We start from the raw sequence: 16,501 nt of genomic DNA, 5'->3' as shown, positions 1-16,501 counted from the left end.
TTTAAGCATTTTTATGTATAGTTATTAAAGAATAAGTTGGTGACCCGTACGGGATTCCGACGCGTAGCTAGTCCTGCTGTTCATCATTTTGAATAACTTCTGCAGGGGAACCCTTGGGTGAGAAGACCGTACAATCTTCTTGAATAAGTTGGTGACCCGTACGGGATTCGAACCCGTGATACCGCCGTGAAAGGGCGGTGTCTTAACCACTTGACCAACGGGCCAACTTATAAAAATGGTAGCGGCGGAGGGGATCGAACCCCCGACCTCACGGGTATGAACCGTACGCTCTAGCCAGCTGAGCTACACCGCCATTAGACTGTTGCTTTCTTAAGCACAAGTTATATAATACATTGCAGAAAAGTATGTGTCAACTTCTTTTTTATATTTTTTGCATATAAACATGCAAAACTGGATATGTTAAAAAATTTCAAAGTGAGTAGCATGACTTGCTTACCTCATCATAAACAAAACCAGCGTGCATACGCTGGTTTTGTTTATAACTATAATTAGTAGACAACAAGCTCTAGCCGCGACGAGCGCCGCGACCACCTCGTTTTGACTCTGTTTGTTTCTTCAAAGTTGAAAGGCGGTCTTCACTGTCTTTAAGGAACTTGCTCATTTTATCCTCAAATGACTCTACCTGTGGACGTCCACCTCCGCGAGGCTTACCTTTGTAACCGCCACCACCAGGTCTGCCACCGCCTTGCGGACGGCCTCCACCCTGTGGGCGACCTTGAGGACGACCTTGCGGACGCTCAGATGCTGGTCGATCTTTTGCTTTCTTAATCGATAAACCAATTTTACCGTCGTTTTCAACCTGGATGACTTTTACCTCAACCTGATCGCCAACTGAAAGAAAATCATTAATATCCTTTACGTAATTGTCTGCAACTTCACTGATGTGAACGAGACCTGTTTTGCCGTCTGGTAGTTCAACAAACGCGCCAAAATTTGTAATACCTGTTACCTTTCCCTGTAACTTGCTGCCTACTTCGATTGCCATGTAAAAAAAGCTCCTCCTTAAAATCTTTAAAAGATCAGTCGTACGCTAATTATACCCCTTCAAAAAACAACGTGTCAATTTGAGGAAGAAGGAAGCTTAAAGATTGTCTCGCCGGGTTTTGACATAAAGTAGTCCCTTCTTGCCAATTCACCGATATAATCAAGGTCATTAAGTTTCTCGATTTCTTCCGATAAATATTTTTCTTGCTCCTTCAATTTCGTTAATTCTTCTTCAGCCTGCTTCTGCTGTAAGTTTTTTTCTTCGATCGTTGCTGCCTGTGAAGTGAATACGGAGATAAATAGAATAGCTATGGCTAAAGCAGCTACCGCGAATGCAGTAAGACGTCGAACAAGACCTCTTTTTCTACGTTCCTTCACTTTATCCTGTAGCTGTTTCTCTTGATGGTATTCCGAATGAACTTCTGTTACTTTAGGCTTGTGCTTATTCGCAGTAACCAAGCTTTTCCCTCCTCACTTTCGTATTTTAGTTAACCATTGGTATATGTAGTTCTTTATTGTATCGGCAACTCCTGCTATTTTTGTTAGTGGTGTCTGCACCTGTTGTGGTAATAATCGCCACATCAACGAAAATACCCACTTTAACGGTACCCAAAAAACGTTAAAGATAAACCAAAAAATGGTTGTCATCATACTTACTATCATCATACATAAGCTAAATAAAACTTTCAATATGAACCTTAGAGGCTTGTAGATCAGATAAAAAAACAGCGATCGAACCATTCGACTAACTGCCAGAATCACTAAAATGATTCGTTCTAGCAATCCACGATATAACGGTTGAAAAAGAGCCCGATAGGCTGAATAGCCACATAATATGGCTAAAAAGACATAAAATCGTATTGCACCTTCATTAACAAGATAAAGAACATAAAAAATCAGAAGTCCCTGTAATAACCAGAAAACAACATCATTCGCATAAAGCCACCAGTTTTTTTTCCTATTGGGATGAAGAAAACGGCTATAGGTATCCATGGCTATACCAAGCCACACTCCCATAGCCACCATGGCAACCATCGTATAGAATTGCACCGATAACGTCATTTGAATAATTTGCTAAAGAACCCTTTAGCTTTTTCCCCTTCGTGATGGTCGAGGTAGCTAAGATCAAAAATTTTCCCTTCAATTGAGACGCGCCCTTGCTCGACATTTAAGTTTTTCATTTTCAAGTGCTGTCCACGTATTGCCAGAAATCCCATGGTGGTCTCAAGAAGAAACTCTTCATTATCGAAACTATCGACATGCTTTACTCCTGTAATTTCAAGCGACTTACGTGACTTCATCACTAAATCGTGTTCGGGTGTGTTTGAAGCTTTATCATAGGTGCCGTACTCATAATAATTATCCATCGCTCTCCCCCTCTTCTCGATACATGTCTATGAAGAGGAGGTGTCTTTTAGAACAAGCTATGCTATAGGAAGAAGCTCAAACAGGAGACTCCTTTTCCTAACAAAAAAAGACCCAAATGGGTCTTTTTTATTCACCGGCTGCTTCTTCCTTTATGATCGTAAACATATTGTTGGCTTCTTCTTTCTTTGTCGTTTCCTTTATCTCATCTACGCGAGCCGTTACTTTTTTATGTCCGAATGAAATCACTAGCTCATCACCCGCTTTAACATTTGTCCCTGCTTTCGCTTTATTACCGTTTACTTCAATACGACCTTTGTCGCAAATTTCTTTCGCGATAGATCGACGCTTAATTAATCGTGATACTTTTAGAAATTTATCTAATCTCATTTGTTTCAACGCTCCCTATTTGATTCCTTTTTTCTTTGCCTCATCCCAGAATGAATCGAGTTCTTCAAGAGATAACTTCTCGATATCAAGCTCTTTTTCCTTTACTCGTTTTTCAATATATTGAAATCGAGAAATAAATTTATGGTTTGTTCGGTGTATGGCTACTTCTGGATCAACTTTATAGTAGCGAGCTAAATTAACAAGGGCAAATAATAAATCTCCAAGCTCATCTTCCTGATCATGAAACGACTTATCCTTGACAGCTTCTCTAAACTCACCAAGTTCTTCTTGAATCTTCTCCCAAATGGGATCAACTTCATCCCAATCAAAGCCTACTTTTGCAGCAGCTTTTTGCAATTCATTGGCACGCATAAGACCAGGAAGGCCTTTCTGAATCGCGTCAAACTGTGATGGTGCAGCATCCTTTTCCTGCTTTTTCACTTGATCCCAATGTCCGACTACCTCTTCAGCCGTATTTGCTTCTTCATCACCAAATACGTGTGGATGCCGCCGAATTAATTTATCGCTTAACTTCTCGATTACGTCATCAACTGTAAACATTCCTTCATCCTCACCGATTTGAGCATGTAAGAGGACTTGAAGCAAGACATCCCCTAACTCATCAGCAAGGTGCTCATCGTCCTGATCGTCAATTGCTTCTAACACTTCATACGCCTCTTCAATTAAATATTTTTTAAGCGATTCGTGTGTTTGCTTTTGATCCCACGGACAGCCTCCTGGACCGCGCAGTCTTGCTACTACATGTCGCAACCATTCAAAATCCTGATATAAAAGTTTTGCATCTTTTACAGGCGGAACATACACTGCCGTCAAATTATTGACTTCCATGGAACGATCTAATTCAAATAAAGGGACAGTCATTATTTTCTCATCCTGACTTCCCGCCGCTTGCAGTACAGTCACCTTGTAATCATCAGGCAGAAGATCCATTAAGGTTAATTTAACACTTGAAGCAGTGAACTGATCATATACTTGTACAAAAATTAAATGATTGCGTACTTGAACTTCGGATTTTACAAAACGCGTAGCATCGAGAATCTGACATCCTTCAATCGGATCAATTCGGACGGCAGTAAATAGAGCATCCAGAAAACTTTGTCCTCCCGCGACATGCACTTCGACGCCATGCTTTGCTTGCTCTTCTAGCAGGAGCTGCACAGTCGCTTCAGCCATCATAGGATGACCTGGCACAGCATAAATGAGAGAGCCATTCTGCGCCTCCTCGAAGAGACGATCCACTATCGTGCGGTACGTCTCCTCAAAAGAATCATTCTTTTCATAAATATCATCAAAGCCCGTCACGACAAGTCCATCATTGATTAACTCCCGAAGGACGGGGTGATCAATCGTTCTGGCAAAAATTCGTTCAGCTGACTGAAGTGTACGATAGCTACCGAGAGAGAGCTGAGTAAGGTCACCTGCACCTGTTCCAATAATCGTAATTTTTGTCATCACTCAAGCTCCTTTCTTTAATTTAGTTTGAAATAACGAGATCTTTTCTCCTTTAGGTAATTGCAATAACTCTTTCTCTGTAAAGACCTCAAGAAAGACTGTTGCTAAACCGAACATAAGCCCTCCTGCAATTGCTCCGGTAAGAGCAGAGATGCTCGACAACCCTCTTGAGAGAAAAGATGGAATGGACATTTGCAGAAGCATGACAGCGGTACTCATAACTAAAACAGCCGCTACAGCGCGTCTTAAATAGAAAGGATATTGCATCAATTCGACTTTAATATGCACAACAAAAATAGTAAGCCCTGCAACGACTGCAAAGCCAACGACTGTAGCAACTGCAGCGCCATTAATGCCTACGAGCGGAATTAGAATTAGATTTAATAAACCCTTCACCAGGATCCCAATCACTGCATAACGAGCAGCATTTCTTGCTAAACCAATTCCCTGCAATACACCTGCTGCCGTCATTGAAAGCGAACTAAAAAATATTGCAAACGCAAGAACACTAAGCGTAGATGAAAGGGACTGATCTTTAAATAACATGACATTTGTTTCCTTCATAATGATAGCAAGTCCGGCGGAAGCTGCAAGCCCAATAACAAAACTAATTTTTAGAGAAAGGCCAGCCTTATCTCGAATGAAATTCTTTTGTTTTGCAGCTGATGCTTTCGAAATTACAGGTACGATTGACAACGAAAGCGAGGTGGCAAGCACCGTTCCAACTTGCATGAGTGGCTGGCCGCGATCAAATACTCCTTTTGTCTCGCGAGCCGTTATTGAAGAAAGCCCATGCTCCATTAATCCAGGTACGATTGTTAAAGCGTCCATTAACTGAAAAAGCACCATTACAAGGGCGCTGACGCAAATCAACGTCCCTTCCGTTAAGATTCTGCGCGCTACGCCAAAAAAACGAAAGGAGTGGGTTTTCACAGAGCGTAAATGGATTGGCTCATGTCGATAGCGAAGGAGCACCAGTAAAATAAACGCTGAAACCCCCCCTACTAATGAACCCAGTGCAGCCCCAGTACCTGCAGCGTATGCGTCTGCTCCACCTGCAACAAGACTGATGGATATGATAAGAATAGCAAGCACGCGAACAGATTGTTCGGTAACTTGTGACCATGCCGTAGGAACAACATTTTCTTGCCCTTGAAAATAACCTCTAATTGACGCAATTCCTGGCATAATTAGAAAAGAAAATGCTGTGGTTCGCAGCGGCCCAACTAATTGGCGATCCTCCATTAGCGTTCCAAGTAAGGGAGCTACTGTATAGAGAAAAAGAAAGCCAGTTAAACCAAGTAGGGCGAGTACGTAAAAACTATAACGAGAAAGCTCTTTCGCTTGATCATAATCGTTTTTGGCAAGCTGTTCAGAGATAAGTCTTGAAATAACAACGGGAAAACCATATGTAGCGAGAATAATGGCAATCGAGTAAAACGGGTAAATTTGTTGATAGACATAAAAACCAATGTCACCGGTAATATTCTGATAAGGAATTCGGTACCCAACGCTCAGCACCTTCATAAAAAGAGCGACTGCAGTAAGTAAGAGCGCGCCGTGCCAGAATCCTTTTTGATTTTCTTTTTTTTTCATACACACCTGCCAAATATCAATACCTATTTATGTACGAATTATATCATATGAAGAAAGATGGGAAACTTTTGAAGTACGGTAGAAGAAGCGTAAGCAACTTGTTTCCTTAGGACAAACTGAGGACTTCGATTGTATAGATGGTTTAAGTAAGTATTTTATTTTAAACAGAGAAAATGGAGGCTGCCGCCTCCATTCTTCTCTACTGTTCCATTTGCCTTGCAAGAAACCCTGCTGCCGTTTCGGATAGCTTCTGTTCCAATTCCGTCACCTTTTCATCTTCTTTTGCAAGTAAGATGACCGTGCCAATTGGGTCGCCATTCGCTATTATTGGAGCAATCACATGTCCTGTTTCAACAGGAACTCCTTCAATGAGTTCAGACTTACTTTCATTCAGTAAACATCTTCGTTCATTCATCGCTTTTTCGACAGAGTCGCCAATACTTTTATTTAAGTACTCTTTCTTTGGACCACCCGCAGCTGTAATGTAAACGTCTCGATCAGAGATAAGGGCAATATGGCCAGAATGTTCTGCGAGAGACTCTGCATATTCTCTTGCAAAATCGCCAAGTTCACTGATTGGGGAGTACTTTTTGAGAATAACCTCACCTTCACGATCAACAAAAATTTCCAGTGGATCGCCTTCTCTAATCCTAAGTGTTCTGCGAATTTCTTTCGGGATGACAACACGCCCCAAATCATCAATACGACGCACGATACCTGTTGCTTTCATCTAAGTTGCCTCGCTTTCTGGAAGTTGTAGGTGATTGCTCCAATCACTTCTTCTATTGCATGTTCTACAATATGTTTCCATTAGTATCGTTTCGACGTATGAGTTCTATTCACAAACCTGTCAAAATTATGAGTTTCCTCCAAAATCGGCTTTAATTCGCATTCATTGGCTGCTTTTTTGCTCCCTTTACTTTCTTTAAGACTTTTTCAACAAGCTGAAGATGGCCCTTTGTTTCAAGACCTCTTCCCTTTACAACTACCTTTACTTTATTACCGTCTGCCCCCAAGGAAAGCTTATTCCCAAATTCATTGGCAACCTCAAAGATCGTTTCTCCTCCAATTGCTTCTCGCGCCGATTCATGGAATAGTAGCTGGATGTCTTTCTTACTTCGCCCTACTTTTTCAACCTTTACTTCTTTAGCCAGTTCTTTCATTCGAGAAACTTGGAAGAGATATTCGACCTCCTCTGGGAAGTCTCCAAATCGATCCATCATTTCGTCTTGTAAATCCATGATATCTTTCAGTGATTCGATTGAGCGGAAACGTTTGTACATATCAATTTTCTGCTTTTCATCGTTAATATACGTACCGGGAATATAAGCATCTACCTCAAGATCGATCTCAACGTTGAACGCCTTCTCTTTTGGTGCATCGCCTTTCCTTTCTTCAATCGCGTCTTTCAACATTTGCGAGTACAAATCAAAGCCAACTGAATCAATAAATCCATGTTGCTCTGCACCTAGAAGGTTACCCGCGCCTCGGATGGAAAGATCTCGCATCGCAATTTTAAATCCTGAGCCTAGCTCAGTAAATTCTTTAATTGCTTGAAGACGTTTCTCCGCCACTTCGGTTAAGACTTTATCTCGTTGATAAGTGATATAAGCATAAGCGACACGATTCGAACGACCAACACGTCCACGAAGTTGGTAGAGTTGAGAAAGTCCCATTTTATCTCCATCATACACAAGAAGTGTATTTACGTTTGGAATATCGACTCCAGTCTCAATAATCGTTGTACTAACGAGCACATCATAATTCCCGTCAAGAAAATCAATCATCACTGATTCAAGCTCAGTTTCACTCATTTGCCCATGAGCAAAGCTAACTCTCGCTTCAGGGACAAGTGTTCGAATTTGATCTGTCATGTACTCAATGGACTCTACACGATTATAAAGGAAGTAGACCTGTCCTCCCCGGGCAAGTTCCCTTTCAATGGCTTCTCGTACGAGTGTACCGCTATATTCTACAACATACGTTTGTACGGGGAAGCGATTCTCTGGTGGAGTCTCGATAACAGAAAGATCCCGAACGCCTAACATCGACATATGAAGCGTTCTAGGAATTGGCGTTGCTGTAAGAGTTAACACATCTACGTTCGCTTTTAATTTCTTTATTTTCTCTTTATGCGTTACGCCAAACCGCTGTTCTTCATCGACAATAAGCAAGCCCAGATCCTTATACGCAACGTCTTTCGATAAAAGTCGGTGTGTGCCAATTACAATATCCACTGTACCATTCTTCACACCTTTTAACGTCTCATTCTGCTCCTTCCTTGAGCGGAAACGGCTTAATAAACCAATGTTAATCGGGTGGTCCGCAAAGCGCTCCTGTATCGTTGCAAAATGCTGTTGAGCAAGAATCGTCGTCGGTACGAGAAAAGCCACCTGTTTGCCATCCATAATGGCTTTAAATGCTGCTCGAATACTAACCTCGGTTTTTCCATAACCAACATCACCGCACAGCAGTCGATCCATTGGACGCGTTTTTTCCATATCTTCTTTAATTTCTTGTATTGCTCTTAGCTGATCATCCGTTTCCTGATAGGGGAAGGCGGCTTCAAACTCTCTCTGTTCTTCTGTATCTTTTTCAAAGCTATGGCCAACGCTTGCTTCACGTTCGGCATATAGCTTAATTAAGTCATCCGCAATGTCTTCAACAGAAGACTGTACTTTACGCTTCACTTTCTTCCATTCTGTTCCGCCAAGCTTGTAGAGCTTCGGTTCTTTCCCTTCAGAACCAACGTATTTCATGACCTGATCAATTTGCTCCACTGGTACGTACAAATTGTCATTACCTGCATAGCTCACATAAAGGTAATCTTTATGAATGCCGCTTACTTCTAATGTGCGTATACCTAGATATTTGCCTATTCCGTGATTCACATGAACAATGTAATCCCCTACTTTTAATTCGGAATAGCTTTTTATTCGCTCAGCGTTCGACATCTTTTGAGAACGTCTTGGTTTTTTTGATTGTTTAGTGAACACTTCTGCTTCTGTTAGCACAGCAAGCTTCTGCATCGGAAGTTCAAACCCACCGTTCAAGCTACCGATTAATATCTGAGGCTGCTGATGGGAGATCGGCGTATCCTGTTCCACCATCATTGCATTGATTTCATAATCTTCTAAGACCCGCTCAAGTCGCTTCCTTCGCTCTTCAGTTGCTGCAAGAAACACGATCGCTATGCCGCTTTTTTTCCACCGTTCAATTTCACTGCTTAATACTTTCATTTGCCCATGGAAATTCTGCATCGCTTTACTTGAAACATTGATGATATTTTGTGGATTTGTATATGGAACGTGTCGTAAAAAAATCGATAAGTATATGGTGGAATGAACTGGCTTCGCAAATAACGTATCGTAAGATCTCGATAAGGAAACAGATGAAACAATTTCTCCCTGATTAAGGAGAGCGGTTTGCCACTCTGCTTCTTCCTTGTCCAGATCAGATGACATTTCTTGAATTCGACTCACTTCATCAAAAACGACAAGGCCATCTTTTGGTAAATAATCTAGTAAACTTGCAGGCTGATCATAATAATAATCCATATACTTGATCATACCCTGGAAATTTTGCTCATTTTTCAGCTGATCAATTTCATGCGTAATGTTTTCATGCATCGCTTCTTTTACTTTCTGATCTTTCACTTTTTTTAGAGAAGCCTGCAATTCTTTTTGAAGACGCTCTGCCCCTTTTTTATAGTTCTCAGGGAATAACACTACTTCGTCTGCAGGTCCAATTGTAATGCGGTCTGTTTTATTTGCAGATCGTTGAGACTCAATATCAAAAAAACGAATCGAATCTACTTCTGTATCAAATAATTCAATTCGAATTGGACTATTTTCCGTTAACGGATAAATATCAACAATACCGCCTCTAACACTGAACTCGCCTGGTGAAGATACCATTGGCACACGTTCATAGCCCATAGCTACAAAAGTCGAGAGCGTTTCCTCTAGAGGGATATCGTCACCCACAGTAAAGGAGATCTGGCTTTTTTCCCAGATGTCTTTGGGCGGAAGGTATCTTCTAACGCCCGAAATCGGGGCAATAACAATACCATTTTTATTTTTCATCCAATAATTTAAAGCTTCCATTCGTTGCCCTCTTAATTCAGGACTCGCAATGGCAATTTCCGAAGAAATGAGCTCATTCACCGGATATAGGTAAACTTCCTCTTGAGATACAAGCTCACACATATCTTCATAGAGCTTCTGAGCTTGATATAAATTGTGGGTAATAATAAGTTGAGGGCGCTTTGTTTCATGATAGAGAGAGGCCATTAGAAGCATCCGAGCAGAACCAGCTAGCCCTGCAACAAGTTGTTCTTTAAGCCCCTCTTTCACCCCTGTAAAAACGGACTGAAATTCATCGCCCTTACTAAAATATTCTCTTAAGCCTAACATCGGTAAGTTATTCTCCCCTCTCACTATGAAAAGTGCAAGCGTGTCGTACAACGTCTGAAAACACTAGCACCGTTTTACAATTAAAACGATGGAGGTTCATAACGGACGCGTTACAGAAGCTACCCTTCTCTAAATCCTATTTTTCTATAAATCGGTCGGTTCCTTTTTTAACGCAAAAATGCTTTGGACGCACTCCCAAAGCTTCTTACTGAATAAATGTATCAAGCTCATGAAAAGATGGCGTTCGTTCCATGGCTTCATGACAATCTTCACAAATGGCTTTCACTTCAATTGTTCCATCATGATGATAATGAACCATCGCCTGGCGCTCCTTCTCAGTGAGCTGTTGAAATCCTAGTTCGTCTGCTGTGTGGTTTTGTTGTGACAATCTTCCAATCTCCGTTCCACAGTGACGACATACGTAATGAATATCCATAAGAATCCTCCCTGTCCCTTATCTTTTACTAGTATGGACGGGAGAATGAGAGGATATTCAAGCGTTATACTGATTCATCACTTCTGGAAAAGATGATGTTGTCCACGCTTCACAAGCTTTTACTGTCTGTTCGATAGCAAGCTGAATCGGCTCTGCTTCTTCTTTTGAAAAAGGCTTTAACACGTAGTCAATTACCGTCTGGCGTGCTGACCGATCAATCCCGATTCTTACTCTCTTAAATTCCTGAGTATGAAGGTGAGTGATAATCGACTTCATTCCATTGTGTCCGCCAGCGCTACCTTTTTGACGAATTCGCACTTTACCAGTCGGAAGATCCAGATCATCATAAATGACGAGCAAATCCTCCACATCAATATTAAAATACTCCATCAAAGGACGCACTGATTCTCCTGATAAGTTCATAAAGGTTTGAGGTTTCAGAAGATAAACAGATTCTCCATTCACCACTCCTTTACCGTAAATACCTTGAAACTTCTTTTGATCTAACGCAATCCCCATCTCTTTTGCAAGCTGGTCAATTGCCATAAACCCTACATTATGTCTTGTATTATCGAATTTCTTCCCCGGATTACCAAGGCCAACAATTAATTTCAACGGCTGACGCCCTACCTTTCATTGCTTTTCTTCTATCGTATCAAAAAAACGTGTACTTATTCACCTGTAGTCTCTTTATCTTGAAAAAAAGACGTAACCCGTTCGGTTACGTCCCTGAAGTTTATTCGGTTTTTGTTGTTTCGTCTCCAGTTTCTTCTTGCTCTGCTGGTGGCTCTTCTGCCACTTCATCAGCTTCTTCTTCGTCTTCAGCAGGTTCTTCGGTTGGAGGTACGATGGAAGCAATTGGCTCTTCAGCATCCAGAAGGATTTCGTATTTATCACCTTTTGGAAGATCGCCCGCTTGAACAGCGTCACCAATGTTAAGTTCTGAAATATCAACGTCAATGCTGTCTGGGAAGTCATTCGGCTTAGCTTTCACAAGAATTTCATGAAGCATTTGTTGAACAACGCCGCCTTCTTTACTTCCTGCAGCTTCACCCGTTAAGTGAACCGGAACTTCCGCTTCAACTTCCTTGTTAAGGTCAACAGAATAGAAGTCAACGTGAAGTACATGATTTTTAATTGGGTCAACTTGCATGTCATATACCATAACAGGATATGTACCCTGTCCTTCGAAGTTCAATTCAATAACGCCATTTTTTCCGACCTGACGATATACCTTAATGAACTCAAGAGCGTCAACCTGTACCGGTGCGCTTTTGCGGTCTTTACCATAAAGAACGGCTGGAAGACCTTCTTCAGTTTCACGCAGTGTTCTTAGTTCGCTTCTTTTTGTTGTATTACGATCTAATGCTTTCAATGTTGCTGCCATTATTAATCACCTTCCTGATTAGGTTTTACTCTACTATTATGAATACCCATAATCAGGCGGCAATAAACGTATTTCATTTAATCAAATAATTTACTTACCGAAAGCTGCTCATGAACACGGATGATTGCTTCTCCTAGAAGAGGGGCTACAGAAAGCTGTGTGATTTTATCAATTTGCTTCTCATTTGGAAGCGGAATTGTGTTTGTAATAGCAAGTTCTTTAATTTTAGAATCATCAATCCGTTCGATTGCAGGACCTGATAACACAGGGTGCGTACAGCAAGCGAACACTTCTTTTGCTCCATTCTCAATAAGCGCGTTGGCTGCTAGCGTAATCGTACCGGCCGTATCAATGATATCGTCAATAATAATCGCTGTTTTGCCTTCGATGTTACCAACAATATTCATCACTTCAGCCACGTTAGGACGCGGGCGACGTTTATCAATAATCGCAATTGGTGCTTTGAGGCGCTCAGCAAGCTTACGAGCACGGGTTACACCACCGTGGTCTGGTGATACTACGACAATATCCTCAAGATTCTTTTCTTCAAAATGTTTCGCAAGTGTTGGAACACCCATTAACTGGTCCACTGGAATATCAAAGAAACCTTGAATCTGAGATGCGTGTAGATCAAGCGTAATAAGACGAGTAACGCCAGCTACTTCAAGAAGGTTAGCTACCAACTTCGCCGTAATCGGTTCACGAGATCTTGCTTTACGATCCTGACGAGCGTATCCATAATATGGTAGAACAATGTTGATTGTTTTAGCAGAAGCCCTCTTTAATGCGTCAATCATAATAAGAAGCTCCATAATATTTTCATTAACAGGAGCACATGTTGATTGAATTACATACACATCGCAGCCACGGATACTTTCTTCAATGTTAATTTGGATTTCTCCATCACTAAAACGTACAACAGAACATTTACCCATTGGAACACCAATATGTTCTACAATCTCTTCAGCAAGATCAGGATTTGAATTTAAACTAAACACCTTCAAGTTTGGATCTAAATAATTAGCCATCGGCCGGTACCCCTCCATTTATTAATAAGAAAAGCACAATCGTCTTATCTTCTCCTTAAAACTGGAGAAACGTCACAATTTTCATACCTTCTTATCCTTTGAAAAATCAGTTATCCTTCTTTTTTGTTACGTAATCTTCTTTATTCGTTTGACGAGAGCGAGCAATTGATAGAGCCTGTTCAGGAACATCATCCGTAATCGTAGATCCGGCCGCTACAGTGGCGCCTTTTCCAACCGTTACAGGTGCGATCAAATTCACATTACAACCAATGAAAGCTCCATCTTCAACTTTCGTTAAGTACTTTTTCTGACCATCATAATTGACAGTAATGGAACCACAGCCAAGATTCACATCTTTTCCGATTTCAGCATCACCAACATAGCTCAAGTGGGATGCTTTACTCCCATTACCCATAACGGCTTTCTTGACTTCAACGAAGTTTCCGATTTTCACTTCATCACCAATTTGTGAGGCAGGTCGAATATGAGCAAACGGTCCAATATTCACAGCATTTCCTACTTCGCTATCATGAATAACCGATTGTTTCACAACAGTCATACTGCCAACTTTACTATCTTTGATTTCAGTATTGGGTCCGATTTTAGCTTCCTCACCAATGGTCGTTGTGCCACTAATAGTCGTTCCAGGATAAATGACGGTGTCTTGCCCAATCACAGCATCTGGACCAATGTATGTGGCTTCAGGATCAATGAGCGTTACACCGTTACGCATATGTTTCTCGTTAATGCGCTTTTTCATAGCACCTTCTGCTTTAGAAAGCGCTACACGATCGTTTACTCCCATCGTTTCATCAAAATCTTCTGTTTGATAAGCAGCTACAATTTCACCTTGTTTTTGAAGAATTTCAACAACATCCGGTAAATAATATTCTCCTTGAGCATTTTCATTTTTAACTAACTGAAGCGTTTCAAAAAGAGTTTTGTTATCAAAACAGTATGTACCTGTATTTATTTCTGTCACTTGCTGTTCATCGTCATTTGCATCTTTTTGTTCAACAATGCGCTGAACACTTCCATTTCCGTCACGAATAATCCGACCATAACCAAATGGATTGTCAGCGTCAGCCGTTAAGATCGTCGCTTTTGCACCCTTCTCTTCATGATATGTTAAAAGGGCATCCATTGTTTCCTTTGTGATAAGAGGAGTATCCCCACAAACAACAAGCGTTACGCCTTCGTTATTCGCTAGTGTACCTTGAGTCTGCATGACAGCATGCGCCGTTCCTAATTGTTCTTCTTGGAGGACATAATTGACTCGGTTACCAAGCTGATCACGAACTTTCTCAGCACCATGACCGACAACAGTGACAATGTTCTCAAGCTTAAGTTCCTCAAGCTGATCCACAACGTGTTCAACCATAGGCTTCCCACAAACGGGATGCAGTACTTTATAAAGCTTTGATTTCATCCTTGTTCCTTGACCTGCTGCTAATACAACTGCAAATCTATTCATGTATATGGTTCCTCCATCGCATCCTATTTTTCCACTTTGACTATATCTCAAAAACCCCTCATTTTCAAGGAAGTTCCTAAAATCGACGCAACATATGAAGCTGGAAAAGATAGGTTGGTGAACATTTCATTCATAATTCTCCTATCCAGTTGCAAAACCAAAAAAAAGCCCGGTCATTTGACCAGGCTTTTCTCAATCAAGAAGCGCCAGCTTCCTCATAAGCAGCTTCCATTTCACCAACACGATGGTATTCAGCCAAAACAGCTGTTTGAATCTTTTCCCTTGTATTCGAGGAAATTGGATGAGCGATATCGCGAAACTCTCCATCCGGAGTTCTTTTGCTTGGCATCGCTACAAACATGCCGTTATTCCCATCAATAACACGGATATCATGAACGACGAATTCATGATCCATTGTGATGGAAGCGATTGCGCGCATGCGTCCTTCCGTATTCACACGACGTAGGCGAACATCTGTAATTTCCAACTCGAGTGCACCACCTTTTTCCATTAATTAGAGCATATATGCACTATTCAACTTATAGTCAATAATTCCTTCTTCTAAATATAAAAAATGTTATAAAAATTTGATGTTAACCGTTCACAAAATCCATGTTCGACACAAAATGAAGAATTTAAACAATGAATATAAAAAAAGACGCACTCAGTGAATGAGTACGTCTACTTGATTAACCAACTAAGGCAATCACTTCTATTTCAATAAGAGCATCTTTAGGAAGGCGTGCTACTTCAACACAGGATCTTGCTGGCTTGTGTGCATCAAAGTACTCACCATAGATTTCATTAATCGCTCCAAATTGATTCATATCTTTAATATATACGGTGGTTTTTACAACGCGATTGAGTGATGTTCCAGCAGCTTCAAGAACCGCTTTTACATTCGAAAAAACTTGGTGTGTCTGCTCTTCAATTGCCCCATCAACGAACGTACCATCTGCTCGCAATGGAATTTGGCCTGAGCTGTAAAACAGGTTATTAACGATCATCCCCTGTGAATAGGGACCAATGGCTTCTGGTGCTGATTTCGTGTAGACAGTTTTCATTCGTTCTCCACTCCTTCAGTTAATCGCGTAAGAAAATCTTTATAATTGCCTGGTGCTACCTGAATCGAACGCTCTTTCATATCGACTCCACCAAGGTTCATCATTGAGACATACTCTTCAACTAGTCGTTCTTCTCCTTCGCCTTCTGCTTCAACAAGAACGCCAATTCCGGCTACGTCAGCCTGGAACTCTTCAAGGAGATTCACCATTCCTTGTATCGTTCCACCTGCTTTCATGAAATCGTCAACAATTAAAACGTTCGCGCCAGGTTTTAAACTTCTACGAGCAAGCGCCATTGTTTGGATGCGTTTGGATGAGCCGGATACATAGTTGATGCTTACCGTCGATCCTTCTGTTACCTTGCTATCTCGTCTAACGATGACTACCGGTACGTTAAGATGACTAGCCGCCGCATACGCAAGGGGGATTCCTTTCGTTGCAACAGTCATCACGCAATCAATTTTACGATCAGCAAATACAGATGCGAAGAGGCGTCCGACTTGATTCATAATCTCCGGATTACCAAGGATGTCGGTTAAATACAAATATCCTCCCGGAAGAAGGCGGTCAGGGCTTTCTAGAAAATCACACAGCTCTCCAACGACGCGGTCTGCTTCTTCATCGCTAATGAGCGGCATATAGCGAACGCCCCCAGCTGCACCTGGAACCGTCAATAACGAGCCAACACCCTGCTGTTCAAAATTCTCTTTAATAATAACTAAATCTTCGCTAATCGATGATTTAGCTGCGCCATAGCGCTCTGAAAAATAAGTTAGTGAAACTAAGCGGTGTGGATGCTCTAACAAATATCTTGTCATATCCACCAGCCGAGAACTCCGTTTCATCTTCATAGAAGAACCTCCAAAAA

At 41.3% G+C, this 16,501-nt stretch carries 17 protein-coding genes and 2 tRNA genes; all 19 read right to left on the bottom strand.

Annotation, left to right across the window (positions count from 1 at the left end; all coding sequences use genetic code 11):
* Positions 1-149: 149 nt before the first annotated feature.
* The 19 genes from LC090_RS21370 to purR all read right to left on the bottom strand — a co-directional run bounded on the left by LC090_RS21370 (position 150) and on the right by purR (position 16,484).
* Positions 150-224: transfer RNA gene (locus tag LC090_RS21370), tRNA-Glu, on the bottom strand.
* A 12-nt stretch (positions 225-236) separates the two neighbouring features.
* Positions 237-313, bottom strand: a tRNA-Met gene (locus LC090_RS21365).
* A gap of 213 nt (positions 314-526) precedes the next feature.
* Complete coding sequence (locus LC090_RS21360) at positions 527-1,006, bottom strand: S1 domain-containing RNA-binding protein (RefSeq protein WP_224591321.1); 480 nt, start codon at positions 1,004-1,006, stop codon at positions 527-529.
* A 74-nt stretch (positions 1,007-1,080) separates the two neighbouring features.
* On the bottom strand, positions 1,081-1,464 hold the full coding sequence (locus LC090_RS21355) for an FtsB family cell division protein (protein ID WP_226660112.1): 384 nt from the start codon (positions 1,462-1,464) through the stop codon (positions 1,081-1,083).
* Positions 1,465-1,476: 12 nt separating this feature from the next.
* Positions 1,477-2,067, bottom strand: coding sequence for a spore cortex biosynthesis protein YabQ (yabQ, locus tag LC090_RS21350; RefSeq protein ID WP_226660111.1), 591 nt, complete (start codon positions 2,065-2,067; stop codon positions 1,477-1,479).
* Positions 2,064-2,372 carry a sporulation protein YabP gene (gene yabP / locus LC090_RS21345; protein WP_159780784.1) on the bottom strand — a complete coding sequence of 103 codons (309 nt, stop codon included), beginning with the start codon at positions 2,370-2,372 and terminating at the stop codon, positions 2,064-2,066. The genes yabQ and yabP overlap by 4 nt, the downstream gene beginning before the upstream one ends.
* A gap of 127 nt (positions 2,373-2,499) precedes the next feature.
* On the bottom strand, positions 2,500-2,760 hold the full coding sequence (locus LC090_RS21340; RefSeq protein WP_226660110.1) for an RNA-binding S4 domain-containing protein: 261 nt from the start codon (positions 2,758-2,760) through the stop codon (positions 2,500-2,502).
* A gap of 15 nt (positions 2,761-2,775) precedes the next feature.
* The gene (mazG, locus tag LC090_RS21335) at positions 2,776-4,233 is read right to left on the bottom strand and encodes a nucleoside triphosphate pyrophosphohydrolase (protein ID WP_226660109.1); all 1,458 of its coding nucleotides are present in this window, start codon (positions 4,231-4,233) and stop codon (positions 2,776-2,778) included.
* A gap of 3 nt (positions 4,234-4,236) precedes the next feature.
* Complete coding sequence (locus LC090_RS21330; protein WP_226660108.1) at positions 4,237-5,829, bottom strand: putative polysaccharide biosynthesis protein; 1,593 nt, start codon at positions 5,827-5,829, stop codon at positions 4,237-4,239.
* A gap of 199 nt (positions 5,830-6,028) precedes the next feature.
* A complete protein-coding gene (spoVT, locus tag LC090_RS21325) occupies positions 6,029-6,559 on the bottom strand; it encodes a stage V sporulation protein T (protein WP_226660107.1) in 531 nt (176 codons plus the stop codon).
* A gap of 151 nt (positions 6,560-6,710) precedes the next feature.
* Entirely contained in the window at positions 6,711-10,244 is a 3,534-nt protein-coding gene (gene mfd, locus LC090_RS21320; protein ID WP_226660106.1) for a transcription-repair coupling factor, read from the bottom strand.
* Positions 10,245-10,449: 205 nt separating this feature from the next.
* Positions 10,450-10,680 carry an anti-sigma-F factor Fin family protein gene (locus tag LC090_RS21315; protein ID WP_226660105.1) on the bottom strand — a complete coding sequence of 77 codons (231 nt, stop codon included), beginning with the start codon at positions 10,678-10,680 and terminating at the stop codon, positions 10,450-10,452.
* 57 nt (positions 10,681-10,737) lie between these two features.
* On the bottom strand, positions 10,738-11,295 hold the full coding sequence (gene pth / locus LC090_RS21310) for an aminoacyl-tRNA hydrolase (protein WP_226660104.1): 558 nt from the start codon (positions 11,293-11,295) through the stop codon (positions 10,738-10,740).
* 121 nt (positions 11,296-11,416) lie between these two features.
* Positions 11,417-12,067 carry a 50S ribosomal protein L25/general stress protein Ctc gene (locus LC090_RS21305; protein WP_226660103.1) on the bottom strand — a complete coding sequence of 217 codons (651 nt, stop codon included), beginning with the start codon at positions 12,065-12,067 and terminating at the stop codon, positions 11,417-11,419.
* A gap of 77 nt (positions 12,068-12,144) precedes the next feature.
* Entirely contained in the window at positions 12,145-13,095 is a 951-nt protein-coding gene (locus LC090_RS21300; protein ID WP_226660102.1) for a ribose-phosphate diphosphokinase, read from the bottom strand.
* Between the two features lie 106 nt (positions 13,096-13,201).
* Positions 13,202-14,569 (bottom strand): bifunctional UDP-N-acetylglucosamine diphosphorylase/glucosamine-1-phosphate N-acetyltransferase GlmU, encoded by a 1,368-nt coding sequence (gene glmU / locus LC090_RS21295; RefSeq protein WP_226660101.1) that lies wholly within the window; start codon positions 14,567-14,569, stop codon positions 13,202-13,204.
* 196 nt (positions 14,570-14,765) lie between these two features.
* A complete protein-coding gene (spoVG, locus tag LC090_RS21290; protein ID WP_098445913.1) occupies positions 14,766-15,056 on the bottom strand; it encodes a septation regulator SpoVG in 291 nt (96 codons plus the stop codon).
* 202 nt (positions 15,057-15,258) lie between these two features.
* Positions 15,259-15,633, bottom strand: a complete 375-nt coding sequence (locus LC090_RS21285) for a RidA family protein (protein WP_226660100.1) — start codon at positions 15,631-15,633, stop codon at positions 15,259-15,261.
* Positions 15,630-16,484, bottom strand: coding sequence for a pur operon repressor (gene purR / locus LC090_RS21280; RefSeq protein WP_224591299.1), 855 nt, complete (start codon positions 16,482-16,484; stop codon positions 15,630-15,632). The genes LC090_RS21285 and purR overlap by 4 nt, the downstream gene beginning before the upstream one ends.
* Positions 16,485-16,501 lie beyond the last annotated feature (17 nt).

The organism is Guptibacillus hwajinpoensis (genome assembly GCF_020524165.1).
GTDB classification, from domain to species: domain Bacteria; phylum Bacillota; class Bacilli; order Bacillales; family Guptibacillaceae; genus Guptibacillus; species Guptibacillus hwajinpoensis_D.
This window is presented reverse-complemented; position numbering and strand designations above follow the sequence as displayed.

Bases quoted from the DNA above. Each gene is read 5' to 3' on its own strand.
- LC090_RS21360 (WP_224591321.1), bottom strand. From the start codon at position 1,006: ATGGCAATCGAAGTAGGCAGCAAGTTACAGGGAAAGGTAACAGGTATT.
- yabQ (WP_226660111.1), bottom strand. From the start codon at position 2,067: ATGACGTTATCGGTGCAATTCTATACGATGGTTGCCATGGTGGCTATG.
- yabP (WP_159780784.1), bottom strand. From the start codon at position 2,372: ATGGATAATTATTATGAGTACGGCACCTATGATAAAGCTTCAAACACA.
- LC090_RS21340 (WP_226660110.1), bottom strand. From the start codon at position 2,760: ATGAGATTAGATAAATTTCTAAAAGTATCACGATTAATTAAGCGTCGA.
- mazG (WP_226660109.1), bottom strand. From the start codon at position 4,233: ATGACAAAAATTACGATTATTGGAACAGGTGCAGGTGACCTTACTCAG.
- LC090_RS21330 (WP_226660108.1), bottom strand. From the start codon at position 5,829: ATGAAAAAAAAAGAAAATCAAAAAGGATTCTGGCACGGCGCGCTCTTA.
- spoVT (WP_226660107.1), bottom strand. From the start codon at position 6,559: ATGAAAGCAACAGGTATCGTGCGTCGTATTGATGATTTGGGGCGTGTT.
- mfd (WP_226660106.1), bottom strand. From the start codon at position 10,244: ATGTTAGGCTTAAGAGAATATTTTAGTAAGGGCGATGAATTTCAGTCC.
- LC090_RS21315 (WP_226660105.1), bottom strand. From the start codon at position 10,680: ATGGATATTCATTACGTATGTCGTCACTGTGGAACGGAGATTGGAAGA.
- LC090_RS21305 (WP_226660103.1), bottom strand. From the start codon at position 12,067: ATGGCAGCAACATTGAAAGCATTAGATCGTAATACAACAAAAAGAAGC.
- LC090_RS21300 (WP_226660102.1), bottom strand. From the start codon at position 13,095: ATGGCTAATTATTTAGATCCAAACTTGAAGGTGTTTAGTTTAAATTCA.
- glmU (WP_226660101.1), bottom strand. From the start codon at position 14,569: ATGAATAGATTTGCAGTTGTATTAGCAGCAGGTCAAGGAACAAGGATG.
- LC090_RS21285 (WP_226660100.1), bottom strand. From the start codon at position 15,633: ATGAAAACTGTCTACACGAAATCAGCACCAGAAGCCATTGGTCCCTAT.
- purR (WP_224591299.1), bottom strand. From the start codon at position 16,484: ATGAAGATGAAACGGAGTTCTCGGCTGGTGGATATGACAAGATATTTG.